Annotated in this window: 15 protein-coding genes; 7 read left to right on the plus strand and 8 right to left on the minus strand. The window is 43.2% G+C overall.

Annotated features, from left to right (window positions below; all coding sequences use genetic code 11):
- The first annotated feature begins 195 nt into the window (after positions 1–195).
- The 3 genes from M1L62_RS15390 (at position 196) to M1L62_RS15400 (ending at position 4612) form a co-directional block, all read left to right on the plus strand.
- Positions 196–1308 (plus strand): T9SS type A sorting domain-containing protein, encoded by a 1113-nt coding sequence (locus M1L62_RS15390; protein WP_254560474.1) that lies wholly within the window; start codon positions 196–198, stop codon positions 1306–1308.
- Between the two features lie 112 nt (positions 1309–1420).
- Positions 1421–1948: a hypothetical protein gene (locus tag M1L62_RS15395; RefSeq protein ID WP_254560475.1), complete on the plus strand. Its 528-nt coding sequence runs from the start codon at positions 1421–1423 to the stop codon at positions 1946–1948.
- Between the two features lie 273 nt (positions 1949–2221).
- On the plus strand, positions 2222–4612 hold the full coding sequence (locus M1L62_RS15400) for a TonB-dependent receptor (RefSeq protein WP_254560476.1): 2391 nt from the start codon (positions 2222–2224) through the stop codon (positions 4610–4612).
- Positions 4613–4817: 205 nt separating this feature from the next.
- Here the strand turns inward: M1L62_RS15400 and M1L62_RS15405 are convergent, their stop codons facing one another.
- The 3 genes from M1L62_RS15405 to M1L62_RS15415 all read right to left on the minus strand — a co-directional run bounded on the left by M1L62_RS15405 (position 4818) and on the right by M1L62_RS15415 (position 9834).
- Positions 4818–6224, minus strand: coding sequence for an AcvB/VirJ family lysyl-phosphatidylglycerol hydrolase (locus M1L62_RS15405; protein WP_254560477.1), 1407 nt, complete (start codon positions 6222–6224; stop codon positions 4818–4820).
- The gene (locus M1L62_RS15410; protein ID WP_256527695.1) at positions 6221–8836 is read right to left on the minus strand and encodes a phosphatidylglycerol lysyltransferase domain-containing protein; all 2616 of its coding nucleotides are present in this window, start codon (positions 8834–8836) and stop codon (positions 6221–6223) included. Before M1L62_RS15410 ends, M1L62_RS15405 begins: the two co-directional genes overlap by 4 nt.
- An 89-nt stretch (positions 8837–8925) precedes the next feature.
- Positions 8926–9834 (minus strand): alpha/beta fold hydrolase, encoded by a 909-nt coding sequence (locus M1L62_RS15415; protein WP_254560479.1) that lies wholly within the window; start codon positions 9832–9834, stop codon positions 8926–8928.
- Positions 9835–10038: 204 nt separating this feature from the next.
- Here M1L62_RS15415 and epsC point away from each other — a divergent pair, with 204 nt between their 5' ends.
- Positions 10039–10872: a serine O-acetyltransferase EpsC gene (gene epsC, locus M1L62_RS15420; protein ID WP_254560480.1), complete on the plus strand. Its 834-nt coding sequence runs from the start codon at positions 10039–10041 to the stop codon at positions 10870–10872.
- On the opposite strand, the gene M1L62_RS15425 is transcribed toward epsC, so the two are convergent.
- Together M1L62_RS15425 and ppk1 are read right to left on the minus strand one after the other, a co-directional pair.
- Complete coding sequence (locus M1L62_RS15425) at positions 10865–11458, minus strand: TetR/AcrR family transcriptional regulator (protein WP_254560481.1); 594 nt, start codon at positions 11456–11458, stop codon at positions 10865–10867. The two genes, epsC and M1L62_RS15425, sit on opposite strands and share 8 nt — an antisense overlap.
- Before the next feature lie 211 nt (positions 11459–11669).
- The gene (gene ppk1, locus M1L62_RS15430; protein ID WP_254560482.1) at positions 11670–13769 is read right to left on the minus strand and encodes a polyphosphate kinase 1; all 2100 of its coding nucleotides are present in this window, start codon (positions 13767–13769) and stop codon (positions 11670–11672) included.
- Between the two features lie 144 nt (positions 13770–13913).
- On the opposite strand from ppk1, the gene M1L62_RS15435 reads away from it, so the two are divergent.
- Positions 13914–14936 carry an aldo/keto reductase gene (locus M1L62_RS15435; RefSeq protein ID WP_254560483.1) on the plus strand — a complete coding sequence of 341 codons (1023 nt, stop codon included), beginning with the start codon at positions 13914–13916 and terminating at the stop codon, positions 14934–14936.
- Between the two features lie 63 nt (positions 14937–14999).
- Here M1L62_RS15435 and pyrE read toward each other — a convergent pair whose 3' ends face one another.
- Together pyrE and M1L62_RS15445 are read right to left on the minus strand one after the other, a co-directional pair.
- Positions 15000–15641 (minus strand): orotate phosphoribosyltransferase, encoded by a 642-nt coding sequence (gene pyrE / locus M1L62_RS15440; protein ID WP_254560484.1) that lies wholly within the window; start codon positions 15639–15641, stop codon positions 15000–15002.
- Positions 15641–16987 (minus strand): hemolysin family protein, encoded by a 1347-nt coding sequence (locus M1L62_RS15445; protein WP_445439662.1) that lies wholly within the window; start codon positions 16985–16987, stop codon positions 15641–15643. The genes pyrE and M1L62_RS15445 overlap by 1 nt, the downstream gene beginning before the upstream one ends.
- Positions 16988–17043: 56 nt before the next feature.
- On the opposite strand from M1L62_RS15445, the gene M1L62_RS15450 reads away from it, so the two are divergent.
- Both M1L62_RS15450 and M1L62_RS15455 read left to right on the plus strand, forming a co-directional pair.
- On the plus strand, positions 17044–17733 hold the full coding sequence (locus M1L62_RS15450) for an NUDIX hydrolase (protein WP_254560486.1): 690 nt from the start codon (positions 17044–17046) through the stop codon (positions 17731–17733).
- A 67-nt stretch (positions 17734–17800) separates the two neighbouring features.
- Positions 17801–18211 (plus strand): DUF983 domain-containing protein, encoded by a 411-nt coding sequence (locus tag M1L62_RS15455; protein WP_254560487.1) that lies wholly within the window; start codon positions 17801–17803, stop codon positions 18209–18211.
- 118 nt (positions 18212–18329) lie between these two features.
- On the opposite strand, the gene M1L62_RS15460 is transcribed toward M1L62_RS15455, so the two are convergent.
- A partial coding sequence (locus M1L62_RS15460; protein ID WP_254560488.1) for a transposase occupies positions 18330–18699 on the minus strand: 370 nt, incomplete at its 5' end.

Raw genomic sequence — 18699 nt, forward strand, 5'->3', positions numbered from 1 at the left:
ACTCTAAATTCAGCGATTTCAAAAAATCTAAAAACATAGATTAAAGGTTATCAGCGCCTTAAATTTATGTTTTTTTCAAATTCTAAATAACCGGTTGATGACAACGACAATTCTATTATATTGCAGATACGAATTGTTCCATTTCTTTCGTTGAAGAGTTACATACGGACTTCTCGACGAAAAACCCTATTCTATATGAAGACCCTTTACAAAACGATTTTACTTTTTTTCATAACCACTTCCATTTGCTCAGCAACGCATTTGCTTGGGGGTGATATACACGCAACCAATACTTCGGGGCTGACCTACAAAATCAAGGTTCAGCTTTATTTTGATGCAGTGAGTGGCGCCCCGGCAGCTGGCGCGCAAAGCAATGTTCTGGTTTGTTTCGGTGATGGTAATACCGGGCAGGCGGACAGGATCAGCTATACAGAGTTAACCGGAGATTCAAAGGGCGTTTCAGTGGGCATCTACGAATTAACGCATACCTATCCGTCCACGGGAGTCTTTCAGATTTCCTCTTCCATTACAAACCGGACAGACGGAATGCTCAATTATACCGGCTTTGGGACTGAAATGTTTTTATGGACCGTCATAAACACATCCGTTTCGAATAACACACCAGAGCTACCTTTTCCGCTATTTTCCACGGGTGCAAAACAGGTGCTCAAAATTGATCTTAAGCCGGTGAACAGCGATGCCGACAGCGTATCGGCTCATTTGCAGAAATTAAGTGCTCCCTCCCCGGGGACCTGCGGTGTTCGTTTGATCGATTACAATTACGTTTACCCTAATGATGTAAGCAAAACAGGAACATTTTCTATCGACCAGGCCGATAAAAAACTGATTTGGAATGCACCGGAAGCCTTAGGGAAATATGTATATGCAGTCGTTATTGATGAATGGAGAGGTGGCATTAAAATTTCGGAATCATACCGTGAAGGGGTGATTTCGGTTATTGATAAACCAGGCCCTGTGGTCGAAATTCCGCCTTACGTCCCGGCAACGGAGTCAGGGGTTATCACGGGGACTCCGGATAAAAACTACGATGAATTAACGCTGGCCGTTGAAGCATATCCGGTGCCTACGCAGGATTATTTGACGGTGAAAGTTTCGAGCAAAAATCCTACAACCCTGAAAGTGCAGCTAATCAGTCTGGAAGGCACTGTGGTAAAAGAGATCAAAACAACCGCTAAAAGCCTGGAATGGAGTGAGCAGCTGGATCTTCGCCAAACTGTGAGCGGTTTATACATCATCAAAGCTGTGGACGAAACAGGTAAAACTGCGACAAAGAAAATTGTTCGCTAAAACTTCTTAAACGCTGAAATAATTTTACCGGGACCGGATTATAAAGAGTTGAATTTCATCGACTTCAAAGTATATTTGTAATAATAAGCTTTTTGTTCAAAAACCCGGCCGTTTGAAAACACTTGTTTCCATATTACTCTTCGGACTCCTCTTCTTTAATATGATGGGGTTTTCCGTATATAATATACTGGGACTGAGTGAAAAAGAAAACCGGTCCGCAGCATCAGACAGCAACGATCTGCTGCTAAAATTCCCCTTGGCGATGCCTTATTTAAACAACTGGCAGAATCCGGAACCATCGGATGAAGAACTTCTTACAGGTAATGAATACTATAAAATCGTTTCCAGGCAAATTGTAAATGACACCTTGTACGTGCACTGCGAATTTAGTCAGACTGCACGCGAACGCTTTTGGAGCCTCGTTTCAACGTTTGATGATGAAGCCAGCACCAATAACGACGCCCACAAAGGGCTGCCGCTTTCTATTCTTAAAAACTTCCTGAAAGAGTACATGGCCATTGGCCGGAAGCATACATTTTACTTTTTTGAATGGTCTTCTCCGGCAACATACCATTATGTGGCAGAACGGCCTTTAATACCCGCTGCAAGCATCCAGTCTCCTCCCCCGGATCTGATTTAAATTACGTTTTTACTTCTCAGGAAATCCTGTCAGGCTTTTTCCAGGTGTGAGATGTATAGGGCATGGTTTTCTCCGTGTTTTACACATTGATACTCCGGGTTATAGCCCTGAACGATTGTTTGTTCCCGCCATTGCGTGAGCAAGCAAACCTGCATAAAACATGATTAATCAGAATACCAGATAGCCCATATGCTCTTGAAAACTTTTACTATAAAAAAACAAAACCTTCTTTCCACCACCAACCCGCGACGGATTTTGACCTTGGCCTTTCTTATGCTGGTAAACGTAATCTGTTATGCCCAAAATTCGCTCACAGGCAGGATTATTGGCGGCAACGGATTAGGGATTGAAGGTGTAAGTGTACGAATCGAAGAAACAAAAAAAGGGGCAATTACGGACAAGGAAGGCTTTTTTACAATCGAAGCGGTACTGGCTGGCGAACAAACACTCCATATTTCTTCGGTTGGCTATTTTTCGCAGAAGCTGAAAACCAAGGTTATGGCCAGTGAGCGTAATCATGTGACCGTCACGCTCCGTGAAGATATCCAGCGATTGGAAGAAGTCGTGATCGAAGAAAAGAAAAATAGTATTCAGGTAGAGCGATTGCCTGATGTACAGGGTGTTTACCTGCCAGCTGGAAAGAAAAATGAGGTAATTCAACTGGGCGGTGTAAACGCCAATATCTCGGAAAAAACCGGCCGTCAGATTTTCGCAAAAATTCCCGGCGTATTTGTATATGATATGGACGGCAGCGGCAATCAGATTAACATCTCCACCCGCGGACTCGACCCGCACCGTTCGTGGGAATACAATATCCGGCAGAACGGAATCATCACCAATTCCGATATGTACGGCTACCCGGCCAGTCATTACAGCCCGGCTATGGAATCGATCGAGCGTATTGAGCTTGTGCGCGGATCAGCGTCGTTACAATATGGTGCTCAGTTTGGCGGGATGATCAATTATGTAACCAAACAACCCGACACGACCAAAGCATTTACTTTTGAGACCATAAATTCCGGCGGTTCCTTTGGTTTGTTCAGTTCCTATAACGCGATCAGCGGAAAAGTCGGAAAACTGACCTACTCGGCATACTATCAGAAAAGACATTCCGACGGATATCGTAAAAACGCCAGGTCGGATGCGCAATCCCAGTTTGCAAGCCTTACTTACGAATTCAGCAAGTCATTCAAGGTTAAAGCCGAACTGGGCCGTTCCTCCTATGTTTACCAGATTCCCGGACCATTAACCGATGCAATGTTTGCGGAAGATTCTCGTCAGGCAACTCGTTCCCGCAATTATTTCAACCCGGATATCTACGTTCCTTCCATTGTGGCAGATTGGAAATTAAACGCATCAACCAAGCTGCGCCTGACCAACTCAGGCGTTTTCGGAAGCCGGAACAGTGTGATGATCGATGCTTTTGCCAACGTTCCGGACGTGATCGACCCGACCACCAATCAGTACAAAAACAGACAGGTTGATATTGATAACTTCAAAAGTTTCACCTCCGAACTGCGTCTTGTGCACCAATACCGTGTCGCCGGACTTACCAGTTTTGTATCGGGCGGGGTGCAGCTGATGAAAAATCACCTGCGCCGCCGACAGCTCGGCAAAGGTACAACGGGCAATGATTTCGATCTGACGCTGACAAATCCGGTTTGGGGCAGAGACCTTCATATGAAAACCACAAACGTTGCTGTTTTTGTGGAAAATCTGTTGTACATCACGCCAAAGCTGACCGTTTCGCCAGGGTTCCGTGTTGAAAGCGGTGCTACGGACATGACCGGTACGATCACATATTATCAGCCGGAGGCTTTGCCAAATAGCATTAAGCATAAATTCCCGCTTTTTGGTATCAGTTCGCAGTACAAACTGGGTGCGGAGAGTCGGATTTATGCAGGTTTTTCTCAGGCTTATCGTCCGGTGGTTTTCAAAGATATTATCCCTGGCTCTGTTTTGGAGCAGGTTGACAAAAATCTGAAAGATGCAAAAGGTTATAATCTCGAAGCAGGTATCAACGGAAAAATAGGATCCGTGTTTTCCTACGATCTGAGCGTTTTTCAGATGTTGTACAAAAACAGGATGGGGACGCTCGCCCTCTCGGACGACCAGGGAAAGGCTTATATCCTGCGCACGAACACAGGTAATACCATGACCAAAGGAGTTGAGCTTTATGCAGAATATACTCCCTTTTCAACCATTGGCACAAAAGGCAGCAAAACCGAACTTTCTGTCTTCACTTCAACATCTTATTTCGATGCGCATTACCTCAAAGGACGTTCTATTCTGAACAACGAAAATACGGATGTCAAAGGAAATAAACTGGAAGGCGTGCCGACCTGGATCAGCAGAAATGGTTTGCAATTTGCACACAACAAGCTTTTTGCAACTTTACAATACAGTTATGTAAGCGAATTGTATTCCGATGCCCTGAATACTATTGAACCGTCGGTTAATGGTGCGCGGGGAAAGGTGCCGTCCTATGGTATATGGGATTTCAACGGCACGCTGCGTATTGCCAAAAATTACACGTTAAGGTTTGGAGTAAACAATTTTCTGGATAAAAAATATTATACAAAAAGGCCAACAATGTATCCGGGCGCAGGGATCTGGACATCAGACGGACGTAGTTTTGTCGTTTCTTTCGGAATTAAAATCTGACACGAAATTAGATTCCGTGCCAGACATTTTATCATAGGTTAATAATAATACAGACAAACGGCTGGTCACTGACTGGTCGTTTTCTTTTTAATTACCTAAAGTGATAAAATATTTTTTGATTTTTTCAGGATCAGCGACTTTTCGTGGTAATTAAGACATATTCAAAACAACTTTATCATCGAGCTGCTAAATATTTAACGTCCAATCACTTTGCTGTTTTCGATATTACTATTTCTGCCAGCTCCTTAAACTGATTGTCATAATGATGCCCACCGGAAATTATGGAAAAACTGAGATCCGGGTTAGCAGCTTTTCCTTTGATCTCAGCTTCTTCTTCCGAGCCGTACAGGCATAAACTCCGGACATTTTTCATCCTTTCAATTTCCGAAATCACATTGTATTCTTTACCTCCTACCGACAGATTGAGCATATCGGTAATATGTATTTCAAAATCAGCCTCGGTTGAGGGGGACAACATGGCCAGCAACGCGACGTTTTCCTGTAACTTCTTATCCATTCTGTTAAAAACAAAGGGAAGCACATCAGCTCCAAACGAATAGCCGATCAAAACAACCTTTTGCCTTTGCCATTTTTCCTTGTAAAGGTTAATCAGTTTTTCGACATCTGCCGTTGCGGATGCCGGTGTTTTTTCATTCCAGAAATATTTCAAGGCATCCAATGCCACCACAGGCATACCCTTCGCCGCCAGCTCACTGCAAAAGGATTTGTCAAAACTGGTATATCCTCCGTCTCCGGTGATAAAAAACACCATGGGTTTCTCCGGATTTCCCGCAGCCGGTATCACATGGATCGGTAATTCTTTCATCTGATTTTCCTCTATTTCTTCTTTATCCTTCGCAGTCTCGGCAGCACTTTTTGTTACAATTTCCGCATAAGCCTGTTTCATTTGAGGAACCCAGTTCTTTTTAACAGAAAAGCCATGCCCTACCTTGCTGAGCGCAATCAATTTTGCATTGGGAATTTCTTTTAAGAAACTGGCCGTAGCCTTAAAGTCACACACCTGATCCGTCATTCCTTGTAAGGCATAAAACGGCTCTGACAAATTGGTATTGGCTTCAAGGTAAAAACCCTTTTTGCCTCCCAAGGCATGCACTTTCAACCCCGAGCCGCTGCACAACGGCCTGGGAATTTGAATATCAGGACAAAAACCCAGCGCAATCGCACCTGAAAACGTGTTTGCGGGAGACTGGGCCAGTATACCATAAACCAAAGTGGCACCTGAGGAATATCCCAGCAAAACCGGATTCGTATAATTCCTGAAATGATATTTCTTCTGGATGAATTTGCTCAGGTTTTCAAAATCGGCCGCAGGATAATAACACGCCGACTTTGTTTTTCCAAGATTGCCAAGATAACTCCTGATGTCGATGCCAATCACGGTTGCATTCAGATCAACGAAATTCAGGGCCATATCCACGACGCCGCTATTCCAGCCACCATCTCCGCTTACAAAAAGTACCAGCTCTTTCGGCGGACTTTTCGGCTGATAAACTTTTATCTTACCAAAAATCCCAAATTCCAGTGAATCGACAACCATGGCATGGGCTCTGTTGGCCAGCAAGGTGAGGATTAAAAACAATTTCATTTTCATAAACTCCCCTTCTTCATTTTAACAACCTTATTAAGCGCCGCAGGAATTCTGATCAAAGCATAAGCATCATCGTAAATGAGGTATTTGCTCTTCCATTGAGGCGAAAATTTGTCCTTGTACTCTCTCAGCGATTTGTAGTAGCCAAACTGTTTAACATTCTGATAAGCGAATTTGATAGCCCGCTCTGTGATATCTTTCCCGGCCTCGGCGCCAGAGAGCGGAACCATACCAATATTCAGATATTGAAAATCCATGGCTTTAAAATAGTTGATAATCTCAACCATCATCGCGTCCAGCGTTGTCCCCGGTGCATCCTTCGTTTTCCGAATCAGATCATAGGTCCCCTCGCCTATGACATAGTCCGGTATAATATTGGCAAAGGCAATGATTTTCTCTTCGTCGTTTTCAAGTGCAATAATCGTTTGTCCCCTCAGCTCTTCCTTACTGAAAATCCCCTGCGAAAAAACCATCTCGCTATAACCCGTCGTTTCAATCCACTCATCACTTACGGCCTTTAACCTTTGCAGTACGCCGTCCTTCACGGGGGCGGTATAGACTTTTGTCACAAAACCTTTATTGGCAATGTTTTTCACAGCGTTCCTCAGCGACTTTTTATCACCACCTTCCAGCGTAAAAGTTTTTAAATCAATCACGGCTTCCTCACCGATGATGATCGAATTTTTGCCAAGAGACTGAAAAACAGGAAGTGCTGTTTCATCGCAGCGGTAATACGCACATTCCAGGTCATTTTCCCGGCAGTACTGATCGAATTCCTTAATCAGCAAAACCATAGCCTTTTCACCATTGCAAACCGGTTTTTCAAGCACAACCGCGAAACCCGCACCTACCCGATAAGCTATAAATCCCTCCGTATCTCTGCCAAAATAAAGCAGCTTATCGTGATAAGTTTTAAAATAATCCAGGGACGAGTCGCCATAACGTTGCACAAGATCTCTGGCTTTTTGCCAGCTCTCATCCTCCATTTCGGGCTGGAATATATAGGGTCTTATGAAAGTGTAAAGTAAAAATGAGAGGCTAAGCCCTCCCAGTAAATTCAACGAATAGAGAAAATCACGGCCGAAAATCGTTTTGGAATCAAGGTCGTTGCCGATGAGCGAAAAATATAACAACGTATTTTTGACCGACGCGGCCAGCGAAAAATCGATACCAAAATGTATTGTGTCGAGATAATAAAATCCTACGATGCCATAAACAATCACCGCACAAATTGCCACCAACACCGTCCGAAGGCCAAACAGTTGAAAACGCTTATTTCCCCTGCGAAAATATTGCTGCCGGGTGAAGATCAAAACGACCATGACGAATCCGGCAATCAAAGATTCTTCATAATCAATACCTTTCGTCAAATGACCTACCAGCGACAAAACCGAAAGAAAAAGCGATAGATAATAGGCTGTACGATACCCTTTCAGGAGAAATACAGACATAAAAATAAGTACCACGCCAGTCAGCAAAACGAAGTAATTGGAGGCTTCAATAAAACTCAGGGGCAAGATATCCTGTAAGGTATGAACCCGGGACTTAATCGACGGCGTGAGGACTGAAACAATATCAACAATACCCAGTGCAAGTATCAAAACAGCGGGCAATATCCTCAGGATCAAATTATTTTTTCTAAAAAGAAAGGTAGCTATACCTGCAAGAAGTGGCGCCCAAAACTCAAAAAAACGATACAGCATGGTTACGGAAATAGCTGCCACGCTATCCATTCCATATTGAACCAGCAGTACGCTAAGCGACAGTTCAATAGCCCCGATACCTCTTAAAAATGGAGAAAGAATAAGAAAAATAGTGGCGACTAGGTAACCCATGAAAGCGGCTTCAAAAGGAGCTGAAACGTGCAAAGCAAAAAAGGCGATATACAAATGAATGATACCAACCAAATCAATAATAACCGAAGTAATTAAACAATAAAATATCGCGGATCGGGAAAAACGACCGTCCGAAATTTGCTCCGTCACCACATCAAGATCGGGCTGATATTTCAGAAGAAATTTGAAGAAAGTCCCACGGCGAATAAAAGATCGTATCCCAAAAAACAATAAGACGATCAGTAAGAACAAGCCTGCAAATGCATAGACCTCGCTATTTGAAACTGTTTTTTGAAACAAGAGCCAGACCACCGCGGGAATGGCGATAACAAAAACCGATACAATACCACAAACCGCGTAAATCGATGAAGCTAAATGAATTTCAGTTTTGGACACACCTTTTCGCTCGGTTCTGGAAGTGAAAAAAGCAAGAGAAGAAATGCCGCCGGCAGGTAAGAAAACGCTGATAAAATTTCTTCGAAGAAATAGCTCTGTCAGCGTGAATAAATCTATATTTTTCCCAAGGGCCTGAAACGAATACCGGTACATTAACCCTTGTAAAAAAATGTATAACACCGTGACCAACAGTCCCAGGATAATGTACAGCGGGGCAGCCGTTTGAATTAAATCATAGACTTTTATGGCCTCTGCTTCTTCATGCCGGACAAACCAAACTGCCATGAACATACAGATAGCTCCAATAAGCCCTCTGATAATAATCCGTTTGTTTTCTGTTAAAAAATTAAAGCTTGACCTAAATAAACTCGATTCCTTTTGCATAGAAATACGGCCGGTAAAATATCAGGAAAGAGGGGATATTTACTGATTATTAATAAGCTAATCAGACAAAAAAAGGACAACCGAAAATATCAATTGTCCGGACTCATATCAACAGCCGTTATTTTTTCTTTAAAAAGCTGACTTTTCAAAAGCATTTCCTTGATCATTTCAAGATGCGTATAAGTGATCATATGACCCGCATTGTAAAGAAATATGTACTGTGCTCTTTTACTTTTAATATGTTTCTTAGCGAAATCGATATTCGAAGGATCTGCAATCCAGTCGTTGCCTCCCTGAATCACTGTCGTAGGCACATGAAGATTCTGCCAAACCGGCAATAATTTTTTCAATTCATCGGAATGACTGTACTTTTCAGCAGTTGCCGTATTGAAATCCCCTGGTAAAAAAAGCTGCACAAGCGCGTTTCTTCCCCATTTCGAGAACCAGTAAAATTTCTCCTTGTCCGGATCAATCACCGGTGATACCATGATCAGCTCTTTCACCTTTTCCGGCACCATCGATACCATTTTTGCGGCGATTGGCGCTCCATAAGAACGTCCCAATACAATTACCTTTTGATCTGAGTGATTCAGTGAAAAAACCGGTAGCAACGCTTTTGCCTGGGTAGCGATAGATGTCACATACTTTCTCTTTTTTTTCATTTTCAACCTCGACTTCCCATAACCCACTCTGTCGACAGATACAATATGAAAATGTTTCTGTAAATCCTTGTCGTCCATGAGGTTCATATACCCCCATAGCGAGCCCGGCGCGCCGTGAATGAGTAAAAGCATAGGCAAAGTGTCAGCCCCCACGCTGGCGATACAAAGTGAAAGCGTATCGTTTTTAATGATCTGAATTTCAGGTTTTATATCTTTTAAGGCATAGTGCCTGCGTACCTGTTTTTCAGAAATGAGATATCTCGAAAAGCAGGACGTGAGTAATACCGACAGGATTACAATGACAATATGGGACCGGAAAAATTTAACACTGACCATAACTTCCGTATTGTTCCAAAGAATTTATAACTTCACAGCACAATTATATATACGATAGAATTTACTCAAAAAACACGTACAGGACAAAAATTTCAAAAGAATTAATTAAATTATAATCTTTCCGTGCGATTTTTTGTTTGTAATTATATTATACAAAAACAGTGCCGTTTCTGAATAAAGCATTACCCAATAAAATAAAGAATAATGACAAACCACCAACAGGAATTATTTTTTCAAAGATTAAACGAACAGAATGTAAACTTTCAATACAAACTACCATCAAGACACGACGCCGGACTTTTCATCCAGAGATTGATCAATTTTTTATTCCCGATCAGTCAGGATTGCCAGCAGAATGAAAGGACGAAGGACATGCAGGGTGCATTCGACGAACTTCGTAACAGGCTAGATTGTATGCTGACGCCGCTCATGCCTCAGATGGACCGCAGCAAGAAAGAAGTTCTGGATAGTGTTTTTGCTCAGATTCCGGACATTTATGAAATGCTTTTGCTTGATGCGAAGGCCATCACTGAAAACGATCCCGCTTCTGTAAGCATGGAGGAGGTTATTGCGCTATATCCCGGCTTTACAGCCATTGCCACCTACCGTGTGGCGCACAGCCTTGCGCAGTGCGGCATTCCACTCCTGCCAAGGATGCTTACCGAATTTGCACACAGCCAGACAGGCATTGATATTCACCCGAATGCTGTAATCGGCCACTCATTTTTCATCGATCACGGAACCGGAATTGTAATCGGCGAAACGACGCATATAGGAAATAACGTTAAGTTATATCAGGGAGTTACGCTGGGTGCTACGCATGTATCAAAGTCACTGGCCTCCAAAAAGCGCCATCCGACGATTGAAGACAATGTTGTGGTTTATGCTAATGCTACTATTCTGGGAGGAGATACTGTGATAGGCAATGACTCGATCATTGGCGGGAATGCCTGGCTCGTGCGCAGCGTACCTCCCTACTCCATGGTTTATCACCAAAGCAAATTAGAAGTACGCTCGCAAACAACCCCGGCTACATAATACTTTTTATAAATCTCCGGACGCCCTCCATGTAAATCGGTTCCGCCTGAGCGAACGCGTAACGTGGCTGGGTAGTCATGGTGATCGAGATAAATCCGTAAGTAAGGCACCACCACTCATAGTAAGTTTTGGTCACCGCTTCCCCTGATTTCGGACGTAGGATCGCTATCATTTCCCAAACAGGATTATCGCGAATATTCATCGCGTGCGAATAAACACGCTTTGAGTCGCAATAGGCTCCCTCCAGGTTAAACATCACCTGAAAAATCTCCGGGTTTTCCACCGAAAACGACCAGATACAACGCGCAACCTCGGTCAGCTGTTTTTCCGGATTCCGGAAATGGCCTTTTATTTTTATGAACTCTGCCTGAAGAAAATCAAACCCTTCAACCCTGATCGCTTCAAGTAATTTGTCCTTACTTTCAAAATATTCATACAAAATGGGTGGGCTATACTCAATAACCTCAGCGATTTTACGAATCGAAACGGCGGTCCACCCATCCTCACGGGCTATTTCCTTGGCTGTCTTTACGATATCGGAACGTACCTGATTTCTCAGTCGTTCTCTTCGCTCTACTATTCCCATATTTCGTATTCCTGTTTATAAATTGAGATACAGTTATATACTTTCAAATATAGTCATATAGTTTTTACATCTCAAGGCGATCTGGGGCCGGAAGCAAGTCAAACACTGGTCAATTCCGATGGGAAATTTTTAAATTATAGCCTGAGGAATCTAAAAACGCGCATCTGGAATATACGTTTTAGAGCGAATTTTTTTGACAAAAAATAAAAATTTATTCGGGCTTACGAATTGGCCCTCCCTTTTCAAGGCGTTCGGCGAGACGATAGTTAGCCTCCTGCGCTCTCACCCTCGGCGTGCTGGCATCGTAAGGAATTCTCAAATTATTTTGGTACAAATCCAGTCTTACGGCCTTCTGATTATCATTAACGTAGTTTTTGAGCACCTGTCTCATCTGGGTTTTTAGCGTGTCGTCCAGGATGGGGAAACAAACGTCGATCCGGCGATGCAGATTTCGATAAGTCCAGTCGCAGGACGAAAGATAGATCTCGTCATTACCACGATTTCCAAAATGAAATATCCGGGTATTCTCCATGTATCTGTCCACATGGCGACTTACCGTGATGTTGTCGCTGATCGACGGAAGGCCTGGAATCACCCCGCAGCTTTCACTGATGATGACGTGCACAATAACACCGGCTTTACTGGCCTGATACAATTTATCGATTAAAGTATGATCCTGTATCTGATTAAGTTTAATCGTGATAAAGGATTTAAGCCCGGCATTTGAATTTTTGATCTCCCGATCGATCAGCTCGACGAGTTTCTTTTGTATCGTAAACTGCGTTACCTGTAAGAAATTAAAAGGCAGATACTTATATTTTTTCGGTTCGTCCTGGGTGTAAAGATACCCGAATAGTAATTCCAGTTCGTTGGTCAGTTCCCGGTGGCTAGTGAGCAAAGCGTGGTCCACAAACTCGCGGCTTGTGAGTCGATAAAAACCTCCCGTTCCGAGATAGGCATAACGCTCCCACCCTTTTTGAACACGTCGTTTGATAAGTGCCATTTTAGCGTGGACCTTCAATCCCGGAACGCTGAAAATGATCTTGACTCCCGCGTCACGCATCTTTCTCGACCATTGAATATTCTCCTGAATATCCAGTTTGGCATTCAGCTCCACATAGGTTACAACCCGTTTTCCATTACGGGATGCGCTGATCAAAGAATTAAGAATAAATGAATTGGCACTAATCTTATACAATGAAACGTGTATTTCCTTCACAAAAGGGTCAATCGCTGCTTCGTTGAAAAACCTGACTATCGGATCGTAGGAATGATAGGGTAAATGCAATAACTGATCAGCGCGCTGTATTGTTTCAAAAACCGATTCTCGTTCTTCGAAATCAATATTCTGAATGGGGCGCTGGTACGGATAATCAAGTTTTTTTGAAAACGCCGGAAAAGTCATCAGGTCCTGCATGTAGATGTATTGTCCACGCTCGTGAAACTCGTTCATCAGCATCCCCGCCCGGTGCGAAAGATATTCCTTGATGTACAGCGGCATTCCCGACTCGTAGAAAAATTGCGCCGGCTGCACAAAATTCCGCTTTTCAAGTTGTTTTAAAATACGCTGCGCAGTGACCAGCGGATATTCATCCTCAATGGTCAGCTCGGTCTCTTTTTCCGCCCTGAGCGCGTACGAGTCGATAATTTCATATCCCGGAAATAACACAGGTAAATTAACCCGGATCACATCCTCAATAAAGGCAACGTGTTTTTTACCGTCCAGTTCAGGCAATTCCAAAAACCGCCCGAAAGGCTCCGCCGGGATATTCACGATGGCATACCAGTCTTCATCCGGGTCTTCTCTCCTGACCATCTGGATCACCAGATACAATTCCTTCGATTCAAAAAATGTCAGTTTTGAATTACGTCTTCCGTCCAGAAAAACAGGCTGGAGATATCTGAACAACTTGTCAATGAAGAATTTCCGGGCAAAGGCAAGATGCTCCTGCGCAAAGGTTTCCTTGTAATACAAATGAATTCCCTGTTCGTTTAAGGCAGGTAAAATTCTTGCCACCAGGATTTCATTAAACTCTCTTAGCTGATTATCAACGGTTTCGTAAACATGTTCCAGCAGTGACTCCGGATAAACGTTCAGTTTCGAGCGAATATCTTTACTAACCTCCCCCATTGCCAGAAGATTCGGGATACGCACCCTGAAAAACTCCTCGATCTGATACGAATACTGCCCCATAAATTTCAATCGCTCGCGAACAGGGACGGTATCGTCGTTTGCTTCTAGGAGTAATCTGAAATTATTGGAAAGCCAGCTTAAATTAGTATCAAAATAGGGGTAAGAAACATCAATCATTTAACAAACTAAAAAAGATTCGAATTTTCCCACAATATAAAGACATTTGTCGCTAAGGATATAACTTTGCACTACAAAATATAACATTGTATCGAAAACATTCAATGTTACAACCCGTTTTATTTAACTTAATTTAAAGTATCAATGCGTTATCAATTACTGGGTCGGTCAGGTTTAAGAGTTTCAGAACTATGCCTGGGGACTATGACTTTTGGAACAGAATGGGGCTGGGGGGCTGATAAACATGAAAGTTTTAAAATATTTGAAACCTATGCAAACGCGGGCGGAAATTTCATTGACACCGCCAACAGATATACCGAAGGATCTTCCGAAAAGTACGTCGGGGAGTTTATTGAAGCCGATCGTGATCACTGGGTTTTAGCGACAAAATTTACCTTAAAGGACCGGAACGATGATTTGAACTTTGCCGGAAACCATAGAAAAAATATGATGCGTTCTGTGACAAACAGCCTTAAACGCATGAATACAGAATACATCGATTTGTTGTGGGTTCACCTTTGGGACAATACAACGCCGGTGGAAGAAGTCATGCGCGGACTGGATGATCTTGTAACACGCGGACTTGTACATTATATCGGGATTTCTGATACACCCGCCTGGATCGTTTCACAGGCAAACACCATTGCAGATTTCAGAGGATGGAACGCTTTCGCGGCACTTCAGTTTGAGTATTCCTTGCTTCAGCGCACACCGGAAAGAGATTTGTTACCGATGGCGAAGGCGCTTGATCTGGCCGTAACGCCGTGGGGTGCTATCGGTGGTGGCGCATTGACAGGCAAATACCTGCGTGGCGAAAAAGGCCGTGTTCCTGAACATAGCAGCCGCAGAAATGAGCAAAGCATGAATATAGCACAGGAAGTTGTGGACATTGCAGCTGAGCTTGGCGTAACGCCGGTGCAGGTCGCTATTAACTGGACACGTCATCGTCAACAGGTGATGACGCCGATTATCGGAGCTTCACGAGCAAAACAGCTTGAAGATTCATTAGGTTGTCTGGATTTCACTTTGCCGGAAGAAATGGTTACCCGTCTCGACGAAATAAGCAAAATCGAACTGGGTTTCCCGCACGAGTTTTTGAAATCAGATGGCGTAAAAGATGAGACTTTTGGCGGCTTGTACGAGAAACTGGACAATCACCGAGGTTAAAAACAATAAGTCCTGACTGATTTTAACCTCGGTCAGGACTTATCAATTATTTTTCAAAGAAATTTATTTTCCCCACTGATCAGGACTTAAACGCCATGCGCTCAAACTTTCTACCTGAGCCTGGCTGATGTAATCGTGTTCCAGCGCAGCGCTAATCAACGCATTGTAATTGCTGATCACGCTCAGTTTCACATCTTTTTCAGCGAAGTTGTTTGCAGCCAGTTCAAATCCGTAAGTAAAAATGGCAACCATACCGGCTACTTCAATTCCTTCGTTTCTTAGCGCATCCACCACCTTCAGTGAACTTCCTCCGGTAGAAATCAAATCTTCCACGATCACCACGGATTGCCCTTTTTCAAGTCTTCCCTCGATCTGATTGCCCATACCGTGTTTTTTCGGCTCCGGACGAACGTACGCGAACGGCAGTTCAAGCAAATCTGCTACCAGTGCTCCCTGCGCGATTCCACCCGTTGCAACACCAACTACCGCATCAACATCCGGATATTCCGCCTTAATCAGGTCAGCCAGCGCTTTTTTGATGAAGGTACGTGTATCAGGATAAGACAACGCCACACGGTTGTCACAATAAATCGGTGATAACCAGCCTGAGCTCCATTGAAAAGGTTTTTCAGGGCTTAATTTGATGGCTTTCGCCTCAAGAAGCAATTCTGCTATTCTGCGGGATAATTCGGTTTCCTCTGCCATTATTCGTCTGTATCTTCTTTCTTGTTATTAGTAATCAGTAGTTTATCAATTCTGCTTTTATCCATATCAATCACCTCAAAATCAAAGTGTTTCCACTTAAACTTCTCACCGGTTTTAGGAATATTTTCCAAAACATGCAGCACAAATCCGCCAAGGGTATTAAACCCGACAAATTCCTTTCTTTCCGCTTCCTGCATGTTCAAATCAAAATACTGGATGAAATCATCGAAAGGAAGCTGTGCATCGATCAGATAAGTACCATCCTCCCTTTTTACGATTTCCGACTCTTCTTCGTCTTCCTCTGAAATGTTCCCTACCAGGGCATCCATGATGTCGTGCATGGTTACAACCCCCAGAAGCCCGCCATATTCATCGACGATAATCCCAAAGTATACTTTCTGCTCTTTGAATTTTTCAAGCGCCTGATAGGCCCTGTTGCTTTCGGGAAGGTAAACAGGTTCGCGCAAAATATCCGTCAGATCAGCCAGTTTCACTTCCAGATCCGTCGCCAGAAGATCTTTTATGTAAATCAGTCCTACCACGTCATCCACAGTATCCCTGCAAACCGGATACACCGAATGGCGCGATTCGAGAACCTTCGCCTTATTTTCCTCAACAGAATCTTCAATATCCAGCCAGACAATTTCCTGACGGTTGGTCATCAGCGAGGTAATTTTCCGGTCCCCCAGCTGGAAAACGTTATGAACAATTTCCTGTTCAATTTCCTCAAAAACACCTCCGGTCGTCCCTTCCTGGATCAGACTCTTAATTTCCTCCTCCGTTACCGAATTTTCACTTTGTTTGATATTCAGGAGCCGGATGATCAGGTCGCTGGAAAAACCGAGTAGTGAAATAAACGGCGCAGTCACGACAGAAATCAGGTTCATGGGGCGCGCCATAAATTTGGAAATCGCCTCCGGATTGGCCATTCCGATGCGTTTTGGAACCAGCTCCCCTAACACAAGCGAAAGATAGGTTATAAAAACCAGCACCGTTCCCACAGCAAGCGTGTGGCTGTACGGCAGTAAAACAGGTATGCTCGCAATGATCTTTTCGAAGTCGGCAGTGATGTTGTCACCACTGTACATACCCGTAAGAAGACCAATTAACGTAATACCTATCTGAACAGTGGAAAGAAATCTTGTTGGAGAATTAGCAAGGTTCAAAGCCGCTTTCGCACTGGAGTCGCCATTACGCGCCGCTGCTTCAAGTCTGGATTTTCTGGAGGATACCAGTGCAATCTCAGACATGGAGAATATACCATTGAGAAGCACTAAAAGTAGAATGATAAGGAGTTCCAAGAAATTAATATTTATTATTACTGCAAATTTATCAATAATAATCACTGTCTAAACTAAACTCTTTACTTAATTTTGCTGATCGACATCCGTACCAACAACAAATGATTATTTTTTTCGACGACCGTCCCTTCCGAATTGTACGGACAAATCAACTTACTGCGGCAGAAACATCTGATTTTGATCACATTGTTGATCTGAGACTGGAGAAGCTTCAGAAAAGTATGCTTACAGGCCATGTGCTCTTTCTTAACGCAACTGCAACCACTGCCATACAGGCAATCAACGTGCTTGAGAAAGAAATCCCCAAACAATTGCTTTCCATCACCATGGCAACCCGCGAAAAGGCTGACGTGGAGGAAAAAGTAAAAGGCTTGTACAGAGTTATCAAAGCAGCAGGTGGTGTTGTGGTAAAAGACGACAAATGGCTTTTTATGTACCGCCGCAAAAAGTGGGATCTGCCAAAAGGTAAACTCGACAAAGGAGAAAACTCCAAAACGGCCGCTATCCGGGAAATTGAAGAAGAGACCGGCGTTAAAGCTCTGGTCCGTGACAAGATTTGCACAACCTGGCATACGTACACCATGAACAACAGCCGCATTCTGAAACGGACGAAATGGTACCTTTTTGATTGTCTGGATGATTCAAACATGAGCCCTCAGGCCGAAGAGCAGATTGAAAAACTTGACTGGTACACACCTTTGGAGGCAAAATCAATTCTGATCAACTCATTCAGCTCAATCCGCTACGTAGTTGACAGCCTGAAAAAAATTCAGAACCTCAAAGAACAATAAGCAGATCAGAGATATACCGTCAGCGTGTATCTCTGATCAAAATATTTATTCACGAACCCTCATTTCCATGTTTAAAGGCACCAAACTATACAGTATCTTTTCTAACAAATGTCCTAAATGCCAGACAGGCTCTTTCTTCAAAACAAATAATCCGTACAACCTTAAGAAGTTTGATAAACTGAACGAGGAATGTGAATATTGCGAAGAGTCTTTCACGAGGGAACCTGGATTTTACATCGGATCCATGTACGTGAGTTATGCGTTGTCAGTCGCGTTAATGGTGGTCTTTTTTGTTGGATTTGTACTGATATTGGGGCTTGAAATGGAATATGTGCTGGTAGCGCTTGTGGTTGCCTACGTGATTCTGATACCTGTCATGTTCCGCCTTGCCAGGCTGATCTGGATCAATATTTTTGTAAAATACGATCCAGAGAAAGGGGAAATGGCGAGGGAAAGGAAATTAAGAATTAAGAATTAAGAATTAAGAAAAAGAGGGTGTCTCAAATCAAAATTGAGACACCTTTTTTTTTCATTTTCTTCTATCAGGATTTGTTATCTTATTGGTCTGTATTCCAGATAAGCCAGAATTAGTCCTTTTACGCGGCCCTTTTCCTGATATTTTGTGCTATTGCAAGCAGTCCCCATTCGATTTCGACTTTTTGCTTTCCGCGAAGCATGAACCGGCGGAAGCAGTGATTGTTTTTTATATTACCAAAGACAGGTTCTACATCAAAACATCGTTTCTTCCTTTTTTCGATACCTTCTTCACTTTTTAAAAGTTCGTCTGCCTGTTTTTTCTGTCTTTCCAGATTCACATTGATCTGGATAATTCTTTCACTTTTCGACTTGTGGCATGCACCGTTTAGTGGACATGTTTTACAATTGATGGCCTTATAGAGCCTGGTGGTTTGCTCAAAACCAGTTACTGTCTTCCTTTTGCTATTACCGATGTAACGCATCTTCTGC

The sequence above is a fragment of the Dyadobacter diqingensis genome, assembly GCF_024220585.1.
Lineage (GTDB): Bacteria > Bacteroidota > Bacteroidia > Cytophagales > Spirosomataceae > Dyadobacter > Dyadobacter diqingensis.